The organism is Geminicoccus flavidas (assembly GCF_009806515.1).
GTDB lineage: Bacteria > Pseudomonadota > Alphaproteobacteria > Geminicoccales > Geminicoccaceae > Geminicoccus > Geminicoccus flavidus.
On sequence record NZ_WUJP01000350.1, the window covers coordinates 1 to 18,668 of the forward strand.

Annotated in this window: 17 protein-coding genes, 1 tRNA gene and 1 pseudogene; 10 read left to right on the forward strand and 9 right to left on the reverse strand. The window is 69.4% G+C overall.

The genetic code is table 11. The features are described 5' to 3' along the window. The 3 genes from EQG76_RS09650 to EQG76_RS09660 all read right to left on the reverse strand — a co-directional run. On the reverse strand, nucleotides 1–3,260 hold a 3,260-nt coding region (locus tag EQG76_RS09650; RefSeq protein ID WP_159712839.1), incomplete at its 3' end, for an ATP-binding protein. A 176-nt stretch (nucleotides 3,261–3,436) separates the two neighbouring features. Then, nucleotides 3,437–3,916 (reverse strand): flavin reductase family protein, encoded by a 480-nt coding sequence (locus EQG76_RS09655; protein WP_159712841.1) that lies wholly within the window; start codon nucleotides 3,914–3,916, stop codon nucleotides 3,437–3,439. A gap of 336 nt (nucleotides 3,917–4,252) precedes the next feature. Beyond that, on the reverse strand, nucleotides 4,253–4,687 hold the full coding sequence (locus tag EQG76_RS09660; protein ID WP_159712843.1) for a hypothetical protein: 435 nt from the start codon (nucleotides 4,685–4,687) through the stop codon (nucleotides 4,253–4,255). A gap of 47 nt (nucleotides 4,688–4,734) precedes the next feature. Here EQG76_RS09660 and EQG76_RS09665 point away from each other — a divergent pair, with 47 nt between their 5' ends. The 3 genes from EQG76_RS09665 to EQG76_RS09675 all read left to right on the forward strand — a co-directional run bounded on the left by EQG76_RS09665 (nucleotide 4,735) and on the right by EQG76_RS09675 (nucleotide 6,826). Further along, a complete protein-coding gene (locus EQG76_RS09665; protein WP_159712845.1) occupies nucleotides 4,735–5,319 on the forward strand; it encodes a 2'-5' RNA ligase family protein in 585 nt (194 codons plus the stop codon). A 2-nt stretch (nucleotides 5,320–5,321) separates the two neighbouring features. Further along, on the forward strand, nucleotides 5,322–6,173 hold the full coding sequence (locus EQG76_RS09670) for an EcsC family protein (protein WP_159712869.1): 852 nt from the start codon (nucleotides 5,322–5,324) through the stop codon (nucleotides 6,171–6,173). 224 nt (nucleotides 6,174–6,397) lie between these two features. Further along, a complete protein-coding gene (locus tag EQG76_RS09675) occupies nucleotides 6,398–6,826 on the forward strand; it encodes a hypothetical protein (protein ID WP_159712847.1) in 429 nt (142 codons plus the stop codon). A 149-nt stretch (nucleotides 6,827–6,975) separates the two neighbouring features. Here EQG76_RS09675 and EQG76_RS09680 read toward each other — a convergent pair. After that, nucleotides 6,976–7,051 (reverse strand) — tRNA-Ala (locus EQG76_RS09680). A gap of 82 nt (nucleotides 7,052–7,133) precedes the next feature. After that, the gene (locus EQG76_RS09685; protein ID WP_159712849.1) at nucleotides 7,134–7,550 is read right to left on the reverse strand and encodes a TIGR02300 family protein; all 417 of its coding nucleotides are present in this window, start codon (nucleotides 7,548–7,550) and stop codon (nucleotides 7,134–7,136) included. A 156-nt stretch (nucleotides 7,551–7,706) separates the two neighbouring features. Between EQG76_RS09685 and aroA the strand changes: the two genes are divergently transcribed. The 3 genes from aroA to rpsA all read left to right on the forward strand — a co-directional run bounded on the left by aroA (nucleotide 7,707) and on the right by rpsA (nucleotide 11,476). After that, nucleotides 7,707–9,038: a 3-phosphoshikimate 1-carboxyvinyltransferase gene (aroA, locus tag EQG76_RS09690; RefSeq protein WP_159712851.1), complete on the forward strand. Its 1,332-nt coding sequence runs from the start codon at nucleotides 7,707–7,709 to the stop codon at nucleotides 9,036–9,038. Nucleotides 9,039–9,046: 8 nt separating this feature from the next. Beyond that, nucleotides 9,047–9,676 (forward strand): (d)CMP kinase, encoded by a 630-nt coding sequence (gene cmk, locus EQG76_RS09695; protein WP_159712871.1) that lies wholly within the window; start codon nucleotides 9,047–9,049, stop codon nucleotides 9,674–9,676. Between the two features lie 75 nt (nucleotides 9,677–9,751). Then, on the forward strand, nucleotides 9,752–11,476 hold the full coding sequence (gene rpsA / locus EQG76_RS09700; RefSeq protein ID WP_159712853.1) for a 30S ribosomal protein S1: 1,725 nt from the start codon (nucleotides 9,752–9,754) through the stop codon (nucleotides 11,474–11,476). Nucleotides 11,477–11,544: 68 nt separating this feature from the next. Here the strand turns inward: rpsA and EQG76_RS33365 are convergent. Beyond that, nucleotides 11,545–12,771 (reverse strand): annotated as a pseudogene (locus EQG76_RS33365) (hydantoinase/carbamoylase family amidase). After that, on the reverse strand, nucleotides 12,768–13,934 hold the full coding sequence (locus EQG76_RS09710; protein ID WP_159712855.1) for a diaminopropionate ammonia-lyase: 1,167 nt from the start codon (nucleotides 13,932–13,934) through the stop codon (nucleotides 12,768–12,770). Before EQG76_RS09710 ends, EQG76_RS33365 begins: the two are co-directional and overlap by 4 nt. Before the next feature lie 101 nt (nucleotides 13,935–14,035). On the opposite strand from EQG76_RS09710, the gene EQG76_RS09715 reads away from it, so the two are divergent. Further along, nucleotides 14,036–14,506, forward strand: coding sequence for an Lrp/AsnC family transcriptional regulator (locus tag EQG76_RS09715; RefSeq protein ID WP_159712857.1), 471 nt, complete (start codon nucleotides 14,036–14,038; stop codon nucleotides 14,504–14,506). 205 nt (nucleotides 14,507–14,711) lie between these two features. Continuing rightward, nucleotides 14,712–15,986, forward strand: a complete 1,275-nt coding sequence (locus EQG76_RS09720) for a hypothetical protein (protein WP_159712859.1) — start codon at nucleotides 14,712–14,714, stop codon at nucleotides 15,984–15,986. On the opposite strand, the gene EQG76_RS09725 is transcribed toward EQG76_RS09720, so the two are convergent. After that, nucleotides 15,965–16,333 carry a hypothetical protein gene (locus EQG76_RS09725; protein ID WP_159712861.1) on the reverse strand — a complete coding sequence of 123 codons (369 nt, stop codon included), beginning with the start codon at nucleotides 16,331–16,333 and terminating at the stop codon, nucleotides 15,965–15,967. The two genes, EQG76_RS09720 and EQG76_RS09725, sit on opposite strands and share 22 nt — an antisense overlap. A 7-nt stretch (nucleotides 16,334–16,340) precedes the next feature. Further along, entirely contained in the window at nucleotides 16,341–16,880 is a 540-nt protein-coding gene (locus tag EQG76_RS09730; RefSeq protein WP_159712863.1) for a hypothetical protein, read from the reverse strand. A gap of 241 nt (nucleotides 16,881–17,121) precedes the next feature. Here EQG76_RS09730 and EQG76_RS09735 point away from each other — a divergent pair, with 241 nt between their 5' ends. Both EQG76_RS09735 and EQG76_RS09740 read left to right on the forward strand, forming a co-directional pair. Further along, nucleotides 17,122–18,360, forward strand: coding sequence for a PLP-dependent transferase (locus EQG76_RS09735; RefSeq protein ID WP_235031286.1), 1,239 nt, complete (start codon nucleotides 17,122–17,124; stop codon nucleotides 18,358–18,360). Between the two features lie 27 nt (nucleotides 18,361–18,387). Then, nucleotides 18,388–18,668: extracellular solute-binding protein (locus EQG76_RS09740; RefSeq protein WP_159712867.1), on the forward strand; the 281-nt coding region annotated here is incomplete at its 3' end.

Sequence of the window (18,668 nt, forward strand, 5' to 3'; positions counted from 1 at the left end):
CCTGCCATCGCCCGCGCTTCGATCGCCTCCGCCAGCGTCGCCACCCGGCGCAGGCCGAACGTCCCGGCCGTGCCGCGCAGCCGGTGCGCCTCCTTTGCCAGCGCATCCGGATCGTCCGCCAGGGCCCGCAGCCGCCCGCAGGCGGCCTCGGCACTGGCGATGCTGCGCGCCAGCATGCGCGCGAACGTTTCGGCCGGCATGCCCGCGGACATCGCATCGAGCCGGGCGCTGTCGAGTAGCGGCACCTCGTCCGTCGCCGCCGGCAGGGCTTCCGGCACGGCCGTCGGTCCGGCCGGCGCCAGGCTGCCGGACGCGACCGCCGCCAGGGCCGCGAACAGCTCGGACCACACCACCGGCTTGGTCAGGCAGCGGTTCATGCCGGTGCTGAGATAGCGCGCCCGCTCGCTGGCCATGACGTTGGCGGTGAGCGCCAGGATCGGCACCTGGGCCGCCGGCCCGTCCAGGCGGCGGATCCGCCGGGTCGCCTCCATCCCGTCCATCACCGGCATCTGCACGTCCATCAGTACCAGGTCGTAGCCGCCGCGGTTCACCATGCCCACGGCCTGGGCACCGTTCTCCGCTTGGTCGACCCGGTGGCCCTGCCGGCCGAGCATCTCGACCAGGAGCTCCCGGTTGACCGCGACGTCGTCCACCACCAGCACGCGCAGCGGCCGCACCTGGACGGGCGCGGTACTTTGCCGGATCGCCCCGGCCGAGCTCTGGCCCAGCGTCAGCGGCAGCTCGAACCAGAAGGTGCTGCCCTCGCCCGGCTGGCTGACCACGCCGATCCGGCCGTTCATGGCGCCGACCAGCCGCTTGCAGATCGCCAGCCCCAGGCCACTGCCGCCATAATGGCGCACGGTCGAGCTGTCCGCCTGGGTGAACGGCTCGAACAGGGCCGCCTGACGGTGGGCCGGGATGCCGATCCCGCTGTCCTCGACCGAGAAATGCAGCCAGTCTCCCCCATCCAGCCGGCGCTGCTCCACACCGACCCGGACCTGGCCGCTCGCGGTGAATTTCAGCGCGTTGGCCACCAGGTTGACCAGGACCTGGCGCAGCCGGGTCGGGTCGCCCTGGATCACCAGGTCCGCCGGCACCCGCACGTCCAGCTCCAGGCGCAGCCCGCGCTCCATGGCCTGGGGCATCATCAAGGAGCGGACCTGCTCCAGTATGTCGACCAGGGGCAGGTCGATCCGCTCCAGCTCCAGCCGCCCGGTCTCGATCCGGGAGAAGTCCAGGATATCGTTGATGATGCTGAGCAGGTGGCTGCCGGAGTTGCGGATCGTCGCCACGTAGTGGCGCTGCAGCGGGGTCAGGTCCTCCGCGGCCAGCAAGTCGCCCATGCCGAGCACGGCGGTCATCGGCGTGCGGATCTCGTGGCTCATCGCGGCCAGGAACTGCGACTTCGCCTGGCTGGCGGCCTCAGCCGTGGCGCGTGCCGTGCGCAGCTCCTCGTTCTGCGCCTGGAGCTGCTGCCTGATGGTGTGCAGCGCCTCCTCGCGGTGGCGCTGCTCGGTGACGTCGATGACATAGGCATAGACGTGGCGGCGGCCGCGCTCCACGTCGTCGACGGCCCAGCCGACCCGGTGGGCCCAGCGCTCGGCCCCGCTCGCCGGGTCGATGAAGCGCAGATCCAGCCGGTAGGGCTGCCCGTCCGCGATCAGCCGCTGCTCACGATAGCGGTAGAGCTCGAGATCGTCGGGGTGGATCGCCGCCTGCCAGGCGGCGAGGTCCAGCCGCGAGCCGCCGTCGCGCGGCAGGGCCAGCGTGTCCTCGCCCGCACCCAGCAGCTCGACGCCGCGCTCGTCGTAGCCGAACGGGCCGCCGCCGGCCACGCCGCGGCAGAAGACGATGCCTTGCAGGTTCTGCACCAGCGTGCCGAGCTGGCCTTCGGTCTCGCGCAGCCGCTGTGCTGCCCGCCATTCGAACGTGATGTCGCGGCCGACCCCCCGGTAGCAGAGGAGCCGGCCGTCCGGCCGCAGCACTGGCCGGCCGCTCACCAGGAAGATCCAGGTCTGGTCGGCCCGGTCGCGGATGGCATAGCGCAGGTCACGGAACGGCTGACGCCGGTCAAACGCGTCGCGCAGCCGCTCGCAGTCGTCAGGCAGGGGGCCGCCGCGGGCGATCCCATCCAGCCGGCGGCCGATCTGCTCGGTCGGGTCCAGGCCGGTGGCGGCGGCATAGCCCGGCGAGATCCACGCCATCCGCCCGGCGTCGTCGGTTTCCCACAGCCAGTCGGAGGACACCTCCAGGAACTGGTGTAGGCGGGTCTCGCTGTCCTTCAGTGCGCGCGAGAACTGCAGGCTGCCGAACGCCATGACCATCAGCAAGGCGATCGGTGCCGCGACCCCACCCAGGGTCGGGATCAGCCAGAGGAGCTGCTGGCGCCCCATCTGGCGCGGCTCCCAGGCCAGCCGGGCGACGATCCGGTCGTCCGGGCCGCGCAGCGCGATGCTGCTGCGCCCCTCCAGCGGCGTGTCCACGTCGACCAGGGTCAGCCGGTCCAGCCCGAGATCGTCCGCGATCGCCTGGAGCATCGTCTCGTCCAGCCGGGTGGCGAACAGGAGCACGGCGGGTGGACCGGGCGGCAGGGCCAATCCTTCCGCATCCTCCGGCACGACCGCGTTGGCCGCCGCGATCAGCGGGCCGCCCTGGCCCAGGATCACGCCGGCCACCGCCGGGTCAGCATGGGTGCGGTTCTGCCGGGCCAGCTCGATCAGCCCGGTGGCACCGTCGCCTAGCGCTCGGGCGACCGCCGGGGCGCCGAACTTGCCGTCGAGCTGGCCAAAGCGCGGGCGGCCTGCCTCATCCACCAGCAGGCTCATCGGGTAGCCGAGGCTGGTCCAGACGGTAGGCCCGATATTGGCCTCGGCCCAGGCGCGGTCGGGCGCCAAGACCAGCCTGACTAAAGCGTCGTCCCAGGCCGCATAGTCATGGACGTTGGAAGCGAGCTGCGCCTGCAGGTTGTCGATCCTTGCTGCGGCGATGCGTTCCTCGCGCTGCCGCTCGGCCGCGTCCTGGCGGAGGTTGCCCAGCAGCAGGGTGACTGCCAGCACGAGCAGCAGAGCCAGCACCAGGACCGAGACGACCAGCATCAGGACGGCGCCGCGCGACACACGGCGATGCCAGTTCCGCAAGGGCAGGAACACGGCTGCGGTGGCCGATGGCGCGGCCGCGGCCCCATTCAGTTCCTCGACCGGCTCCGGCACGTCAGCCGCTTCGCCCGGCGCGGCGTCGCTCAGCCCCGCCCCCGGCAGCACGCCAGTCTGTCCACGTCACTTCCCGGCAATCCTCAGAACGTCACTCTGCACTCATGTCGATATACCGGTAAGTCGCGATCCAGGTCCCCTGATTATCTTGTAAATTTCCGATGAACGGCAGCACTTGCCGCAGAAGAAGTGTCCAGTGTCGTCGGGAAAGCGCAGGGTCCGGCGGCTCAGCCGCGCGTGGCACCGCGGAACAGGATCAGCGGCTCGCCTTCGCCGCGGCTGGTGGCGGCCACCACCAGGCCCAACACGATCGCGACCTGCCCCCGGTCGATCACCTCGCTCACCTGGCAGTCGAAGGCAGCCAGCGCCGTCCGCAGCACCGGGGCACCGCTGACCAGCGTGGTCCACTCGCCCAGGGCGAACCGGGCAGCGCCCTTGATGCCGCTGCGGCCGCCGAATGCGTCTGCGATCGCCCGGGCATCCGCGGGCAGGAAGTTCACCGCGAACCGGCCCCGCTTGATCACTTCCGCACAGGCGCTGGTCCGCCGGTCGATCGATACCAGCAAGGTCGGCGGTTCGGCACTCACATGGGCGGCCGAGAGCCCCAGGAAGCCGGCCGGCCCGTCCCGGCCGTCGACCGTCACCACGGTGGCGCCGATCGCGCGCTCGGCCAGGCAGCGCCAGAAGGTCTTGGCGTCGATCGTCATCCGCGGGCTCCTCCCTCTCCGGGCCGACCAGGGCCTGGCCGCCCGCGCTGCGTGGCAGCCAGCCGGGCAACGGCGGTGCCAAAAAAAGTGGCCGGATCGAGACGATCCGGCCGAGTAGATCAGGGAGGTAAACGCCTGGAACGAACCGAAGTCCGTCGAGGAACCGGCTGTCGCCGGATCCACCGGAGGAGAGCAAGCTCGACCCTCCGAGCCGTCGGCACATCCAGGAAGTGCGCCGGCGACAGGTTCCATGTGGGCAGGCGGCGAAACTTTTCACCACACACCAACGAGGAGGACCCATGCAGTAAGCGCATGTGCCCCGCTCGGGTTCCCGCCTCATTTTGCGCTGCTTGCCGCAGGCGGCTGCGGGTTGTTGGCCGGGTTGGTGTCGTAATGCGCGATCCGCAGGATCGGCCCCGTCCCTTCCAGCGGGCGGAGCTCCGCCAGCAGCGCTTCGGCCACCGCCGCGGGATAGGTCTCCTCGCCGCGCACCTGGATCGAGAAGGAGCGGAGGAACTTTTCGCGCTTGGCCGGGTCGTTCAGGGTGGCCTCGGTCCAGGCCAGGAGTGGATAGCCCTGCCCGCCATGCGCCCGCGCCTCCTCCACATAACCGACGAACGCGTCGAACTGGCAGCGAAGGCGCGCCTCGTGGCGGCGGAGGATCTCCGGCAAAGGGGCCAGCAGGGCATCCTCCGGGTCCAGTCGCGCCCGCTCCGCCAGCCCGTCGGGCAGGTCGATGCGAAGCTGGTGGCGCCAGTGGGGCTCGGTCATGGCACGCCTTCTCCCGTTGGTCCGCCCGGGCCGGCCGGGTGGGCGCCATGCTGACCGATCCGCCACTGATCGTCACGCTCGCGATCGACGAGGCGGCCTTCCTGGTGCTGGACGGGCTGCGCCGGCGGCACTTCCCGCCCCTGCGCAACCTGGTGCCGGCCCATGTCACGCTGTTCCACCGGCTGCCGGGCAGCGCCGAGGCGGCGATCCGTGCCGAACTCACCGCTGCTTGCCGCGACCGGCAGCCCTTCGCCCTGACGGGCGGCCAGCCGCGCCTGCTCGGCCGCGGCGTGGCCCTGGCATATGTCTCCCCCGAGCTGCAGGACCTGCGGGGCCGCCTCGCGGCGAGCTTCCTGCCGCTGCTGTCGGCCCAGGACCGGCAGTCCTACCGGCCCCACGTCACCATCCAGAACAAGGTGGCACCTGACTTGGCCAGGGCGCTGGCCCTGGAGCTGGAATCCTGCCCGCGGCAGCCCACCATCACGGCGACCGGACTGCTGCTCTGGCGCTATCTGGAGGGGCCCTGGCAGCCGGTGGCCGCCTTCCCGTTCACTGGTGCTGCCGGTGCTGCGAGGTTTCCCCCGCGACCACAGCACCCTACATCTGGTCCTGGCAATGGGGAGCCGGGGTGAGCATGCAGAGTGTGGTGATCGCAGCCGACGAGCGGGTGCTGGTGGGCAGCGAGCTGCCGCATGCCGACCGCGAAGCGCTGCGCCTGGCGGTGCGCAGCCTGGAAGGCCCGAGCTTCGCCGCGAAACTCTCGGACCTGGCGGGGCGGCCGATCGAGCTGCTCGGCCGCGCCTTGCCCGAGCGTGTCGCAGGAATGGTCTCGGAAGCCACCGCCTCGACCCTGCGCCAGGCGCTGCGCCTGGTGCTGCTCACCGTCCCGAAGGACCGGCCGGACCCGCAGACCCGCACCCACCGAGCGCTGGCGACGCTCACGGGCGCCATGGGCGGCGCGTTCGGCGTGGCGGCCCTGCCGGTCGAGCTGCCGGTTTCGACCACCATCATGCTGCGGGCGATCGCGCGGATCGCGCAGAGCGAGGGCGAGGACCTCCGTGACCCGGAGGCGGCACTGGCCTGCCTGCAGGTGTTCGCGCTTGCCGGGCGGACCGGCCACCTGCACGAGAGCGGCTATTTCGCGGCCCGAGCCGCCATGGCCCGCTCGGTGATCCATGCGGCGCGGCAGATCGCCGAGCGCGGGCTGATCGACGAGACCAGCTCGGCCATGGTCCGCCTGCTGGCCCAGATCGGCGCCCGGTTCGGCGTCACCGTGTCGCAAAAGGCCGCGGCCCAGGCGGTGCCGGTGCTGGGTGCGGTGAGCGGCGCCGCGATCAACGCGGCCTTCACCCATTACTTCCAGTCGCTCGCCAAGGGCCATTTCACCGTGCGCCGGCTGGAGCGCCGGCATGGCAAGGCCGTGGTGCGCCGAGCCTATGAGCAGATCATGCGCGAGGAAGGGCTGGCGGGCCGGCCCACCCCCTAGGCAGGCTCCGCTCGGATTTCTCCGGGCTCACCGAACCCGATCGTGATATGCTCGCTGGCGGTGTAGCGCGCCCGACGAGGGTCATGCCACGCCCACCGGAAAGACCAGGTCATGCGAACCAGCGGCAACAGGATCCGCCACGGCTTAACGCTTGGTCATCCGCAACATGAAACTCGACCAGTCGGTACCGGAGACATGCTGACATGTGATTTTGGAGGAATGTCATGAAGTTTCACTCCATGATCATCGGCGCTTTCGGCGCTCTTGCGATGCAATTCTACGGCCTGCCTGCCGACGCGCAGGCGCTGGAGCCGTACCAGGCCATGGCCGCCATCGGCAATTCGACGACCTGCCCCAATCGTCAGTGCATCCTCGAATTCCCGCCAGTACCGGCCGGCAAGCGGCTGGTGCTCACCAGCGTTTCCGCGCAGCTCGGTCCCGCCGCGGACCAGCTCGTCCTGGAAGGCAACGGCGTCAGCTACTTTGTGCCGCTGTCCCATCCCGACCTGGGCTATCTCTCCGCCCCAGTGACCCTCTATTTCGACGCCATGACCAAGCCCACGGCCCGCATCTTCGCGCCGAACCTCACCCAGGCGACCTCGCTGATCGTCACCCTCGTGGGCCATCTTCTCGACCGAGAGCAACCAGAGTAGCGCCCGACATGCCGCCGGTGACAACAGGCGCATCGGCGGCCTGCGGCCAGGACGGCTCGAATTTTCCAAGATCTCTTGCCGGATGCCCGCCGGCTCCAGAAGCGGCCAGACAACCGCCCCCATCGAAGCATCGACATCGTTCGCGGGAATGGTGGAGCCGAACGGGATCGAACCGTCGACCTCTTGAATGCCATTCAAGCGCTCTCCCAGCTGAGCTACGGCCCCGCCCGTCGAACGACGAAGCGCGAGATAGGCGAGCGGCGCGCGGCTGGCAAGAGCCAAATGCACGCCACACTCGCCATCCGCGTCAGCGGCTCTCCTCGTCCTCGTCGCGCCCGCCCTCGATCACGTCGGACATGTCGTCCTCGTCGCCGAGCTCCTCGACGTCCTCGATCAGTGCGTCGTCCTCCTCGTCCTCGTCCGTTTCGGCCGGCACGTCCTCGGCGTCGTCGTCCTCGCCCTCGACCAGCACCTCATCGTCGCTGACCTCGTCGAGCACCTCGACATCCTCGTCCTCGGTCTCAGCGGCGCCCTTGGCCGTCACGAGATCCTCGTCATCGACCGCCGCGGCACGGGCAGGCCGCGCCTTCCGCACCCGGCTGGCGACCTCGACGTCATAGGGCGTGCCGCAGCTCGGGCAGACGATCGGGGAATTGTTGAGATCGTAGAAGCGCGCGCCGCAGTTCAGGCAGATTCGCTTCGCGCCCCATTCGGGCTTGGCCATCGGGGGGCCTCCGGAGACAGGATGTAGGGAGAACTCGGGCGCGATTGCCACGAGCCACCACCTCTGTCAAAAATCATTTCGCGCGCGCCCGGCGCCGCGCCACGATGATTCACGTCCGGTCCCAGCCGACCGGCAGCTCGAACGGATCCTTTCCCGATGCAGCTTCAGGCGGCCCGTTCCGGCGCGCTGACAGGCACCGTGCGCGTGCCCGGCGACAAGTCGATCTCGCACCGCTCCTTGATGTTCGCGGCACTCGCGGTCGGCCAGAGCCGGATCGAGGGCCTGCTCGAGGGCGAGGACGTGCTCGCCACCGCCCAGGCCCTGCAACGGCTGGGGGTCGAGGTCGCCCGTACCGGCGCGGGCGCCTGGACCGTCCATGGTGTGGGCGTCGGCGGCCTGGCCGAGCCCGCAGACGTGCTGGACATGGGCAATGCCGGGACCGGGGCCAGACTGATGATGGGCCTCCTGGCCGGCCACCCGTTCACCAGCATCATGACCGGCGATGGCTCCTTGCGCTCGCGGCCGATGGCGCGGGTGATGACCCCGCTGACGCAGATGGGGGCCAGCTTCGTCGGCCGCTCGGGCAACCGGCTACCCGCGGCCATCACCGGCCGGCGCGACCTGCTGCCGCTCACCTATGCGAGCCCGGTGGCGAGTGCCCAGGTGAAGTCGGCGATCCTGCTGGCGGGTCTCCATGCCCAGGGCATCACCAGCGTCACCGAGCCCTTGGCGTCCCGCGACCATACCGAGCGGATGCTGGCCCACATGGGTGCCACGGTCGAAAGCGAGCCGGATGGCGCAGGCGGGCTCACCGTGCGGATCACCGGGCGGCCCGAGCTGCGGCCGGCCTCGTTCCAGGTGCCGGCCGACCCGTCCTCGGCCGCCTTCCCGGTGGCCGCCGCCGCCGCCATCCCGGGCAGCCGGGTGCTGGTGGAGGCGGTGTGTGTGAACCCGTTGCGCATCGGCCTGTTCACCACGCTGGAGGAGATGGGTGCGAAGATCACCCGGCAGAACCAGCGCGAGGTTGGCGGCGAGGTGGTGGCCGACCTGCTGGTCGAAGGTGGCCCGCTCCAGGGTGTGGACGTGCCGGCCGGCCGGGCGCCGTCCATGATCGACGAGTACCCGGTGCTCTCGGTGGTGGCGGCCCTGGCCCGAGGCACCACCAGGATGCGCGGCTTGGCCGAGCTGCGGGTCAAGGAAAGCGACCGGCTGGCCACCATGGCGGAGGGGCTTGCCGCCTGCGGGGCGAAGGTCGAGATCGAGGGCGACGACCTGATCGTGCACGGCACGGGCGGGGCGGGTCTCGCCGGCGGTGTGACGATCAACGCGAAGCTCGACCACCGCATCGCCATGAGCTTCCTGGTGCTGGGCAGCCTGGCCCTGGAGCCGGTGTGCGTCGAGGGTGCCGAAGCGATCTTCACGAGCTTCCCGGGCTTCGTGCAGCTCATGAACGGCCTCGGCACCAAGATCACGGAGGAACTGGCGTGAGCACGCTCATGATCGCGGTGGACGGCCCGGCGGCCTCGGGCAAGAGCACGCTCGCTCGGCGCCTAGCCCGGCAGTTCGGCCTGGAGTTCCTGGACACTGGCCTGCTCTACCGCGCCCTGGCCCGCCGGCTGATTGATGCTGGCCAGGACCTGGACGATGCCCAGGCGGCAGCCGCGATGGCGCGGCGGATCACGGTGGCCGACACCTGTCGCGACGACCTGCGTGCCGAGGAGGTCGGCAACGGTGCCTCGAGGGTCGCGGCCTTCCCGGCGGTGCGCGCGGCCCTGCTGGAAGCCCAGCGCCGCTTTGCTGCCACCCCGCCGGGCGCGGTGCTGGCCGGCCGGGACATCGGCACGGTGGTCTGCCCTGATGCCACTGTGAAGCTCTGGGTGACCGCGAGCGTCGAGGAACGGGCGTTTCGCCGCCATGCGGAGTTGCAAAGGCGTGGCGAGAACGCTAGCTTTCCAGCTGTGCTGGAAGAAATGCGTGAGCGTGATCGTCGCGACGGGGGTCGGGCGGTCGCGCCCATGGTCGTTGCGCCGGACGCTCGGGTTCTCGACAATACCGACATGGATCCCGAAGCCGCCTTTTGGGCGGCGGTCGCCATGGTCGAGGAGGCCCGGGCCTTGAGCGCCTGACGGTTTCGCAGCATCTCGTCATCGCCACCTCGAGCCCGGTGCCGCCCGCGGCAGCCGGTTTATCCCGGAGTTTTCATGCAAGAACTCGCCACCGCCTCCTCCGCCGCCCGCGAGGACTTCGCTGCGATGCTCGACGAGAGCTTCGGCCGCAGCGATCGTCTGGAAGGTTCGGTCGTCAAGGGCCGGATCATCGCGATCGACGGCGACGAGGCCATCGTCGACGTGGGACTGAAGGCCGAAGGCCGCGTCTCGCTCAAGGAGTTCTCCACCCAGGGCCAGCCGCCCGAGGTGAACGTCGGCGATCAGGTCGACATCTATGTCGAGCGGTTCGAGAACAAGAACGGCGAGGCCGTCCTCAGCCGTGACAAGGCGCGCCGTGAGGAGAGCTGGAATCGGCTGGAAGCGGCGTTCACCGCCGAGCAGAAGGTTGAGGGCCACATCTTCGGCCGGGTCAAGGGCGGCTTCGCCGTCGATCTGGGCGGTGCTGTGGCGTTCCTGCCGGGCTCGCAGGTCGACATCCGCCCGGTGCGCGAGGTCGGCCACCTGGTCGGCAAGCCCGAGCCGTTCCTGATCCTCAAGATGGACCGCCGCCGCGGCAACATCGTCGTGTCGCGCCGCGCCGTGCTCGAGGAGAGCCGGGCCGAGCAGCGCAACGAGCTGCTGGCCAACCTGCGCGAAGGCCAGATCATCGACGGCGTGGTCAAGAACATCACCGATTACGGTGCGTTCGTCGACCTGGGCGGCCTAGACGGCCTGCTGCACGTCACCGACATCAGCTGGAAGCGCGTGGCGCACCCGACCGACGTTCTCCAGGTCGGCCAGAACGTCCGCGTCCAGGTGATCCGCTTCAACCGCGAGACCCAGCGCATCAGCCTCGGCATGAAGCAGCTCGAGGCGGATCCGTGGGAAGGCGTCGAGGCCAAGTACCCGGTGGGTGCGAAGTATACCGGTCGCGTCACCAACATCACCGACTACGGCGCCTTCGTGGAGCTGGAGCCCGGTGTGGAAGGCCTGGTCCACGTCTCCGAGATGAGCTGGACCAAGAAGAACATCCACCCCGGCAAGATCGTCTCCACCTCCCAGGAGGTCGAGGTGATGGTGCTGGAGGTCGATGCCGACAAGCGCCGCATCTCGCTGGGCCTCAAGCAGGTCATGCAGAACCCGTGGGAGAGCTTCGCCGAGAAGTATCCGGCGGGCACGATCGTCGAAGGCGAGGTCAAGAACATCACCGAGTTCGGCGTGTTCCTGGGCCTCGACGAGGACATCGACGGCATGGTGCACCTCACCGACCTGTCCTGGGAGCTGGACGGCGAGCAGGCCGCGCAGCAGTACAAGAAGGGCGACATGGTGAAGGCCGTCGTCCTCGAGGTGGACATCGAGAAGGAGCGCATCTCGCTGGGCGTCAAGCAGCTGGCGGGTGACCCCTTCAAGGAAGCCATTGCCGGCGTGAAGAAGGGCGACCGCGTCACCTGCACGGTCAAGGAAGTCACCGTGGGCGGGCTCGAGGTCGAGACCAGCGGCGGTGCGCCGGGCTTCATCCGCAAGATGGAGCTGTCCCGCGACCGGCAGGACCAGCGCCCGGACCGCTTCGCGGTCGGCGAGAAGGTTGATGCCCGCGTCCAGGCGGTCGACCTGCAGTCGCGCAAGCTGCAGCTCTCGATCAAGGCGCTGGAGCTGGCCGACGAGAAGCAGGCCATGGCCGAGTACGGCTCGTCCGACAGCGGCGCCTCCCTGGGCGACATCCTGGGTGCCGCCCTGCGGCGCAAGCAGCAGGAGGAGCAGAGCGCCGACGGCGAGTGATCGCCCGGCGTCCCTTGCCCGATCGAACTGAGAAGGGGTGGCTTCGGCCACCCCTTTTCCGTTGAGGTTCAGCCCAACTCGCCGGAAGAATCGAGCAGCCCGCGCACCACGTCGGGCAGGACCTCGGCCCCGCCACCAGCGCCTCGGGCGCGGTGTACTCCGCCGGATTGTGGCTGATCCCGTCCCGGCTCGGCACGAAGATCATGGCGCTGGGGCAGATCCGGGCCAGCATCTGCGCATCATGGCCGGCACCCGACGTCATCCGGCGCACCGGCAGCCCACGCTTTGCCGCCGCCTGCTCGATCCGCGCCACCAGTGCCGCGTCGAAGCGCACCGGCTGGAACCGTGCCAGCCGCTCCGTGGCGATCGCCACCCCTTCCTCGGCCGCCACCTCTGCCACCAGGCCTGCCAGTGCCGCCTCGGCCGCCGCCAGCCTCCCTTCGTCCGGATCGCGCAGGTCGACGGTCAGCACCGCGGGACCAGGAATCACGTTGATCGCGTCCGGCTCCAGCCGCAGGGAGCCCACGGTCGCGACCGTGTCACCTTTGGCCAGCGCCCGCAGCCCCGTGACGCTCCTGGCCGCGGCATGGCCGGCATCCTGGCGCAGCGCCATGGGCGTGGTGCCGGCATGGTTGGCCCGGCCCTCGATCCGTAGGCGCTACCAGGAAATGCCCTGCAGCTCCTCCACCGCGCCGATCACGGCACCGTCCCGCTCCAGGACTGGCCCCTGCTCGACATGCAGCTCCAGAGGCGGCGGGCCGGATCGTGCCCGGCGCCATGCTGCCGGCGTAGCCGATCCGCCGCAGTTCCTCGCCCAGCACCGTCCCGTCCGTGCCGACGCTGGCCAGCGCCTCGGTCAAGTCCAGCCCGCCGGCATGAACCAGCGAGCCCATCATGTCCGGGGCGAAGCGCACGCCTTCCTCATTGGTGAAGGCCGCCACCACCAGAGGCCGGGCCGGTACTAGTCCCTCGGCGCGCAGCGCCTCGACCACGGCGAGACCGGCCAGCACCCCGTAGCAGCCGTCATAGATCCCGGCATCGATCACCGTGTCGATATGCGAGCCGACCATGAGGGGCTGGCCGGCACCTGACTGCCAGATGCCGAACAGATTGCCGATCGCGTCCACCGCGACCTCCAGCCCCGCCGCCCGCAGCCATTGGGCCAGCAGGTCGCGCCCGGCCCGGTCGGCATCGCTGACAGCCAGCCGCACCAGCCGACCGCCCTCGTCCCGGCCGATCTCGCCCAGTTCCTGCAGGCGGGCCAGCAGCACTTCCGCGTCGATCCCGGCACTCACGCCACCAGTTCCCGGTAGCGGGCCGGATCGGTGGCACCCTCGGTGACGAACAGGAGCACGCGGGACTGTCCGTCCAGGCCCAGCGCCGCCCGCATCCCGCCATCCTCCGCCGCGCGCAGGAGGCCGGCCAGCCCGGCGGCACCGCTCTCGCCCGCCGTCACCGCCTGGTCCGCCCCGCCAGGACGGGCCAGGCAGCGCATCGCCGCCACCGCGTCCGGCTCATCGACCGTCATGAAGGCGTCGGCGGAGCGCGCCAGCACCCGCCAAGCGATGCGCGAGGCTTCCTGGCATTCCAGCATCGCCATCACGGTCGGCTCGCCATGCGGCAGGCGCACGACCTCCCCGGCCTCGGCGGCCGCCAGCACACAGGCGGCCCTGGCCGGCTCGACCACCACGATCCGCGGCCGGTCCGCCTCCCCCAGGACCAGGCGGCAATAGGCGGCCACGGCGGCCGCGACGCCGCCCACCCCGGCCTGGATGAAGACATGGGTGGGCGGCCGGGCGACCTGGCCCAGCGCCTCGCTCACCATCCTCGTGTAGCCCTGCATCACCAGGGCCGGGATCCGCTCATAGCCGGGCCAGGACGTGTCGGAGACGACCGTCCAGCCGTGCTCCGCGCAGACCCGCGCCGCCTCGGCCACCGAATCGTCATAGCTGCCCTCGACCCTGACGACCTCCGCACCATAGGCCGCGATGGCGTTGACCCGGCCGGCGCTGACGCCGCCATGAACGAAGATGACGGCCTTCGCCCCCACCAGCTGCGCACCCCAGGCGACCGAGCGGCCGTGATTGCCGTCGGTGGCGCAGCCGAAGGTCAGGCCTCCAGCGACCGTCCGCACCTCCGGCTGGCCCAGATCGGCGAAGCCCAACGACCGCCCCAGCTGCCGGGTCGCCTCCTCGCGCACGAGGGTCGCGACCGCACAGGCGCCGCCCAACGCCTTGAAGCTGCCCAGCCCCAGGCGCCCGCCCTCGTCCTTCACCAGCACCGCACCCAGGTCCAGGCGCCGGGCCAGGGCCGGCAGGCTGACCAGCCGCGTGGCATGGGCAGCCCCCACATGGTTCAGGAATTCCCCCACCTCGCTGAGGCCGTCCGTGCCCAGCATCGCCTGGTCCGCCGGCGCCAGCGTCGAGCCGAACTCCGGAAGATCGTTCAACCGCATCATCTGCCTCTCCTTTTCGGAGGTCATGGATATTGCGTCTCGCACGAGAAATGCGCCCTGATCCGCGGGCCTCGATGCAACATTGTTGCAGGATCATCCGCCCCATGGCCGATTCCACCCTCGACCGTTTCGATCGCGCGATCCTGGCGATCCTCCAGGAGGACAACACCACGCCGCAGCGCCGGATCGGCGAACTGGTGCATCTGTCCACCGCCGCGGTGCAGCGGCGGATCCGGCGACTGGAGCAGACCGGCGTGATCCAGGCGAACACGGCGCAGCTCGACCCGGCCAGGCTCGGCCGCGCCATCACCCTGATCGTGGAGATCTCCGTCGAGAGTGAGCGGTTGGACCTGCTGGACGCGACCCGCGCGCGGTTGGCCGCCGCCCCGGAGGTCCAGCAGTGCTACTACGTCACCGGTGCCAGCGACTTCGTGCTGATCGTGACGGTCACGACCATGGCCGAGTACCAGGCGCTGACCCGCCGGCTGTTCTTCGCCGACGGCAACGTGAAGAGCTTTCGTACTCATGTGGTGATGGACCGGATCAAGACCGGCACCCGGATCCCGGTCGACTGACCCGGCCGGACGACCAGGCTCCCGCTGGGCCGGCCAGGCCTGCTGGCTCCTGATCATTGGTCCCATCTGCTGTGCATGGCACAGATGGAGAGGAACGCCATAAGTCAAATGCGCTAGCGTACCAATGCAGTTGAGTGCATAGTCTGTATCTATACAGAGGCACCGCGACTCACGCCAAGGCGCTCCGGCAGATGGGTTATCAATCATGAAACCCGATGGATCTGCTTTGATCTCTTTATCACAATGCACCACCGCCGTCGGACGTGACACTATTTTATTTTTGGGTCTAGGAGCAATTTCGGTCCTGAAGGGACTGAATTGGGCACTCGCACCAGAGGGATCATATCTCTACTATATCGACTACCGGTTCGGCTTCCTCATGCGAGGACTGGTCGGGCAAATCTTCTCGCCGTTCCTGGCAAGGTTGCCGCACAGCGCGCACGAAAAGGTCTTCCTCGCCTGGCACTTCCTGACGCTCACGGTTCTGCTTGTCCTGCTGGTTCGGCTCGCTGCACAGACGGTCGCCCAAAGCCGGCGTGTAGATGTGCTGGCAATGGCGGCCCTCCTGTTCTGTTCCCCCTTTCTGGCATCGCTCGCCTATTTCACCGCGGCACCGGACATTCTGCTCTGCCTGCTCACGCTCGGCGTGGTTGCCGCCATCCGAGCCAGACGCTTCCTGCTCGCATGGCTCATCTTCCTGGTGGGTGTGCTCATCCATCAGCTGATGGTCTTCATCGCCCTGCCCCTGATGGTTCTCTTCAGCATGATTGGCGATGAGCTGCGAACTCGTGCAGTAGCTGGTTCGCTCGCGATCGGCCTTGCCGCATGCCTCGTCATCCTCATGGCACCTGCACCGGACCCGCGCCTGATCCGCGTGTTCATCGACCAGGGCATATCCCCCGAGGGGGCCCGCGATCTCTATGACTTTCAGCTCAGCCAGGAACTGGTCGAGATATCGAGCGTCATGGCCGGCTGGTGGCTGAAGGGGTTCATCAATGGCATGATCGCGGTTGCTTATGGCGCACTGCCCGGGGTGGCAATCCTGGGTGGCTGCCTGGTCTTGCTCAGGGCTTCCATTCAGGCGGTCGTTCCGCTGCCCTTGCTTCGTCCCGGCAGGCCCAGAGCGATCCTGACAGCCATTCTTGTTCTCGGTGTCGGCCTCAGCCCGCTACTGGTGCTGGCAATGGCCTGGGACCTGTCGCGGTTTGCCGCCTTGTGCCCGTTCACTGCCTTTCTGGTGGCGGTCGCGCTGGTAGGTTTCGACCGAAGACAGCTGAATCAATCTGGCCCCAGCCTCCTCGCCTTGACCTGCATTGTTCTGGCAGTCGCTTACCTGTGCCTGCCGTTCCTGGGCCTCTGGTTCGGTGGCTGGAAGCTGAACGCCGACAGGCCCTTCATCCGGGACCCGATCCTGGCGCTCGAGCCGATGCGGACCGCCATCGAGAGTTTCTTGAGATTCTACGATCGCAACGTGCCTTGAAGGAGGCCGTCAGGCTTGCCGTCGTCCGGGAGTGTGGCGACGGCGAATAGCCCGTATGAAGGAGCTCTGAGGCTCCCTTTTGCAGCGCTACCTGACTTGTCCTCCGCATCGGCCCGGTTGCTCAGGTGCAGGATGACGGTCCGCTCGTCGGCCAGCGAGCCCGGGCCGGTCCTGGCCAGGCGCGACAGGCTCACCGAGCCGCGCACGTCGCCGCCGATCGCGAGCACATGGTCCGGTCGCACGCTCACTACCACCTGGGCAATGGCGGAAGGCTCGTCTGCCAGGGCAGTCCCCTCGCCGCCATCCAGCAGGCGGCAGCGGGTCAGGATCACGTCGCCGATCTCCACGACCCGCTCACCCTGCCCGATAGCCCCAGAATGGCGCGCTCGCCTCGCCCCGCCGCCGCTTGGCGAAGGCATCCCGGCCATAGTCGTGGTGGCGGCCGCTGAAGGCGAAGCGGTGGTAGGCGGGGACAGTCACCGCGGCGTTGCGGACCATGAAGGACAGTGCCGCCGCGGACCAGCCCGACCCGCCCGCCCTGCCCTCGCCGAGGCTGCGCCACATCTCCTCGACATGGCCAGCGAACGGGGCGTGGTCCGCCTTGCCCAGCCCCTGTGCAAAGCGCAGCCATTCCCGTACCGCCTGGGCGACCACGGCCTCGCGCCCGGCCGTCACTGGCCGACGCAGGGTTGATCGCCCCTCCTGCTCGGCAGGCGCCACGCCCGCGAGGTCGCGGCCACCCGCCCGTGCCACCACGCGCGCCCAGCCCGGTGCATCCGCCTGGCCCAGCAGTTCGACCGGCTGCCCGAGATGAAGGATGCTCAGCCGTGAGCATGGCGCCACCGCCGGTTGCGCGCACAAGTTCAGCGTCTCGACATCCACGTAGCGGAGCATGGTCGTGCCTTCTTGGCATGGCCGATCGAGGGGTCGGGAGCCAGTCTAGGGGGTGGTCCCCCGGCTGCTGTGACGGGAGTCACGAAGCCGCTGACCCGAGAGGTACACAAGTGCGCATCATGCCCGATTGGCCGACATGGCTGTTCCGGACGCCATCCACCAACGCGCGGCTTGTTCCGCTCCAGGCAGGAGATTACGGTCCCGCGCGCGACATCGAACCAAGTCCCGTCGGGAGCGACGTTTGAGCGATTCGAGTTGGTGGTCGGAAGCCGGCAGCATCTGCGCCCATGACCCGGGCTTCGACGAGGGAGCGGTGGTCCCGCCGATCTACCAGACCTCGTTGTTCACCTTCGGCTCCTATGCCGAGATGCGCCAGGTCTTCGCCGGCGAGAAGCAGCGGTCCATCTACAGCCGGGTGGGCAACCCGAGCGTGCGGGTGTTCGAGGAGAAGCTGGCGCGCCTGGAAGGCACTGAGAGCGCCCGGGCGTTCGCCTCGGGCATGGCGGCGATCAGCGGCACCGTCCTGGCCCATGTAGCGAGCGGCGACCGGATCGTGGCGGTGCGCCACCTCTACCCGGACGCCTACCGCTTCTTCCAGACCATGCTGCCGAAGTTCGGCGTCACGGTTGACTATGTGGACGGCAGGGACCTGGGCGCCATCGAGCGGGCGCTGCCGGGGGCGAAGCTCCTCTATCTGGAGAGCCCGACCTCCTGGCTTTTCGAGGTCCAGGATCTGGCGGCGATCGCAAGGCTCGCCAAGGCCGCAGGCGTGATCACGGTCGCCGACAACAGCTGGGCGACCCCGATCTTCCAGCGTCCGGCGACGCACGGCATCGACTTCGTCCTCCATTCCGCGTCGAAATACCTGTCCGGGCACAGCGACACGGTAGCGGGCGTGGTCTGCGGCAGTGCCGCCGGCATCGAGCGGATCTCCGCCACCAGCGTGCCCTATCTGGGCGCTAAGCTCGGGCCGTTCGAGGCGTTCCTGCTCCTGCGCGGGCTGCGCACCCTGCCGGCCCGGATGCTGGCTCAGGAGAACGCCGCCCTCGCGGTGGCCACCGCGCTGGCGAAGATGCCGGGCGTGGCGCGGGTGCTGCATCCGACGCTGGCGGGCAAGGTGGACGAGCGCCAGCTCATGGGCAGCTCGTCCCTGTTCTCCTTCGAGGCGGCAGCCGGACTCGACATCGAGCGGTTCTGCGACGCGCTGCGCCTGTTCCGGCTGGGGGTCAGCTGGGGCGGCCATGAGAGCTTGGTGATCCCGGCGGCGATCGCGCACGAGCAGGCGGGTGGCCCGAACTCCGTGGTCGACTTCGGCGTCAGTCCGCGCATCGTCCGCCTCCATGTCGGGCTGGAATCGGCCGACGCGCTGATCGCCGACCTGCAGCAGGCGCTGGCCAGCGCCGGCGGCGAGGTGGTGCCGGCCGCACCCGCGCAGCCTGCGAAGAAGGGCTGGTGGACGAAGAGGCAGCGGACCGCCTGAAGGTCCGCGAAGGGAAGGAGACGAGCCATGTTGAGGTCCATGGCGGCGGGTGCGCTGGCGCTCGTCCTGACGGCGGGCAGTGCGCTGGCCGACACCACCCTCCGGCTGACCGAGGTGATCACCAGCCCGCAGCGCACCGAGCATCTGAAGGCGATGATCGCCAAGTTTGAGGCGGCCAACCCGGGCGTGACGGTCGAAGTCACCTCGCTACCCTGGGGCCAGGCCTTCGAGAAGCTCGCCACCATGGTCCAGGGCGGCAACATCCCTGACGTGGTCGAGATGCCCGACCGCTGGCTGGCCCTCTATGC

What these genes read in the sequence shown, in the direction of transcription:
- EQG76_RS09655 (WP_159712841.1), bottom strand. Translation starts at nt 3,916, where the DNA reads ATGACGATCGACGCCAAGACCTTCTGGCGCTGCCTGGCCGAGCGCGCG.
- EQG76_RS09660 (WP_159712843.1), bottom strand. Translation starts at nt 4,687, where the DNA reads ATGACCGAGCCCCACTGGCGCCACCAGCTTCGCATCGACCTGCCCGAC.
- EQG76_RS09665 (WP_159712845.1), top strand. Translation starts at nt 4,735, where the DNA reads ATGCTGACCGATCCGCCACTGATCGTCACGCTCGCGATCGACGAGGCG.
- EQG76_RS09670 (WP_159712869.1), top strand. Translation starts at nt 5,322, where the DNA reads ATGCAGAGTGTGGTGATCGCAGCCGACGAGCGGGTGCTGGTGGGCAGC.
- EQG76_RS09675 (WP_159712847.1), top strand. Translation starts at nt 6,398, where the DNA reads ATGAAGTTTCACTCCATGATCATCGGCGCTTTCGGCGCTCTTGCGATG.
- EQG76_RS09685 (WP_159712849.1), bottom strand. Translation starts at nt 7,550, where the DNA reads ATGGCCAAGCCCGAATGGGGCGCGAAGCGAATCTGCCTGAACTGCGGC.
- aroA (WP_159712851.1), top strand. Translation starts at nt 7,707, where the DNA reads ATGCAGCTTCAGGCGGCCCGTTCCGGCGCGCTGACAGGCACCGTGCGC.
- cmk (WP_159712871.1), top strand. Translation starts at nt 9,047, where the DNA reads ATGATCGCGGTGGACGGCCCGGCGGCCTCGGGCAAGAGCACGCTCGCT.
- rpsA (WP_159712853.1), top strand. Translation starts at nt 9,752, where the DNA reads ATGCAAGAACTCGCCACCGCCTCCTCCGCCGCCCGCGAGGACTTCGCT.
- EQG76_RS09710 (WP_159712855.1), bottom strand. Translation starts at nt 13,934, where the DNA reads ATGATGCGGTTGAACGATCTTCCGGAGTTCGGCTCGACGCTGGCGCCG.
- EQG76_RS09715 (WP_159712857.1), top strand. Translation starts at nt 14,036, where the DNA reads ATGGCCGATTCCACCCTCGACCGTTTCGATCGCGCGATCCTGGCGATC.
- EQG76_RS09720 (WP_159712859.1), top strand. Translation starts at nt 14,712, where the DNA reads ATGAAACCCGATGGATCTGCTTTGATCTCTTTATCACAATGCACCACC.
- EQG76_RS09730 (WP_159712863.1), bottom strand. Translation starts at nt 16,880, where the DNA reads ATGCTCCGCTACGTGGATGTCGAGACGCTGAACTTGTGCGCGCAACCG.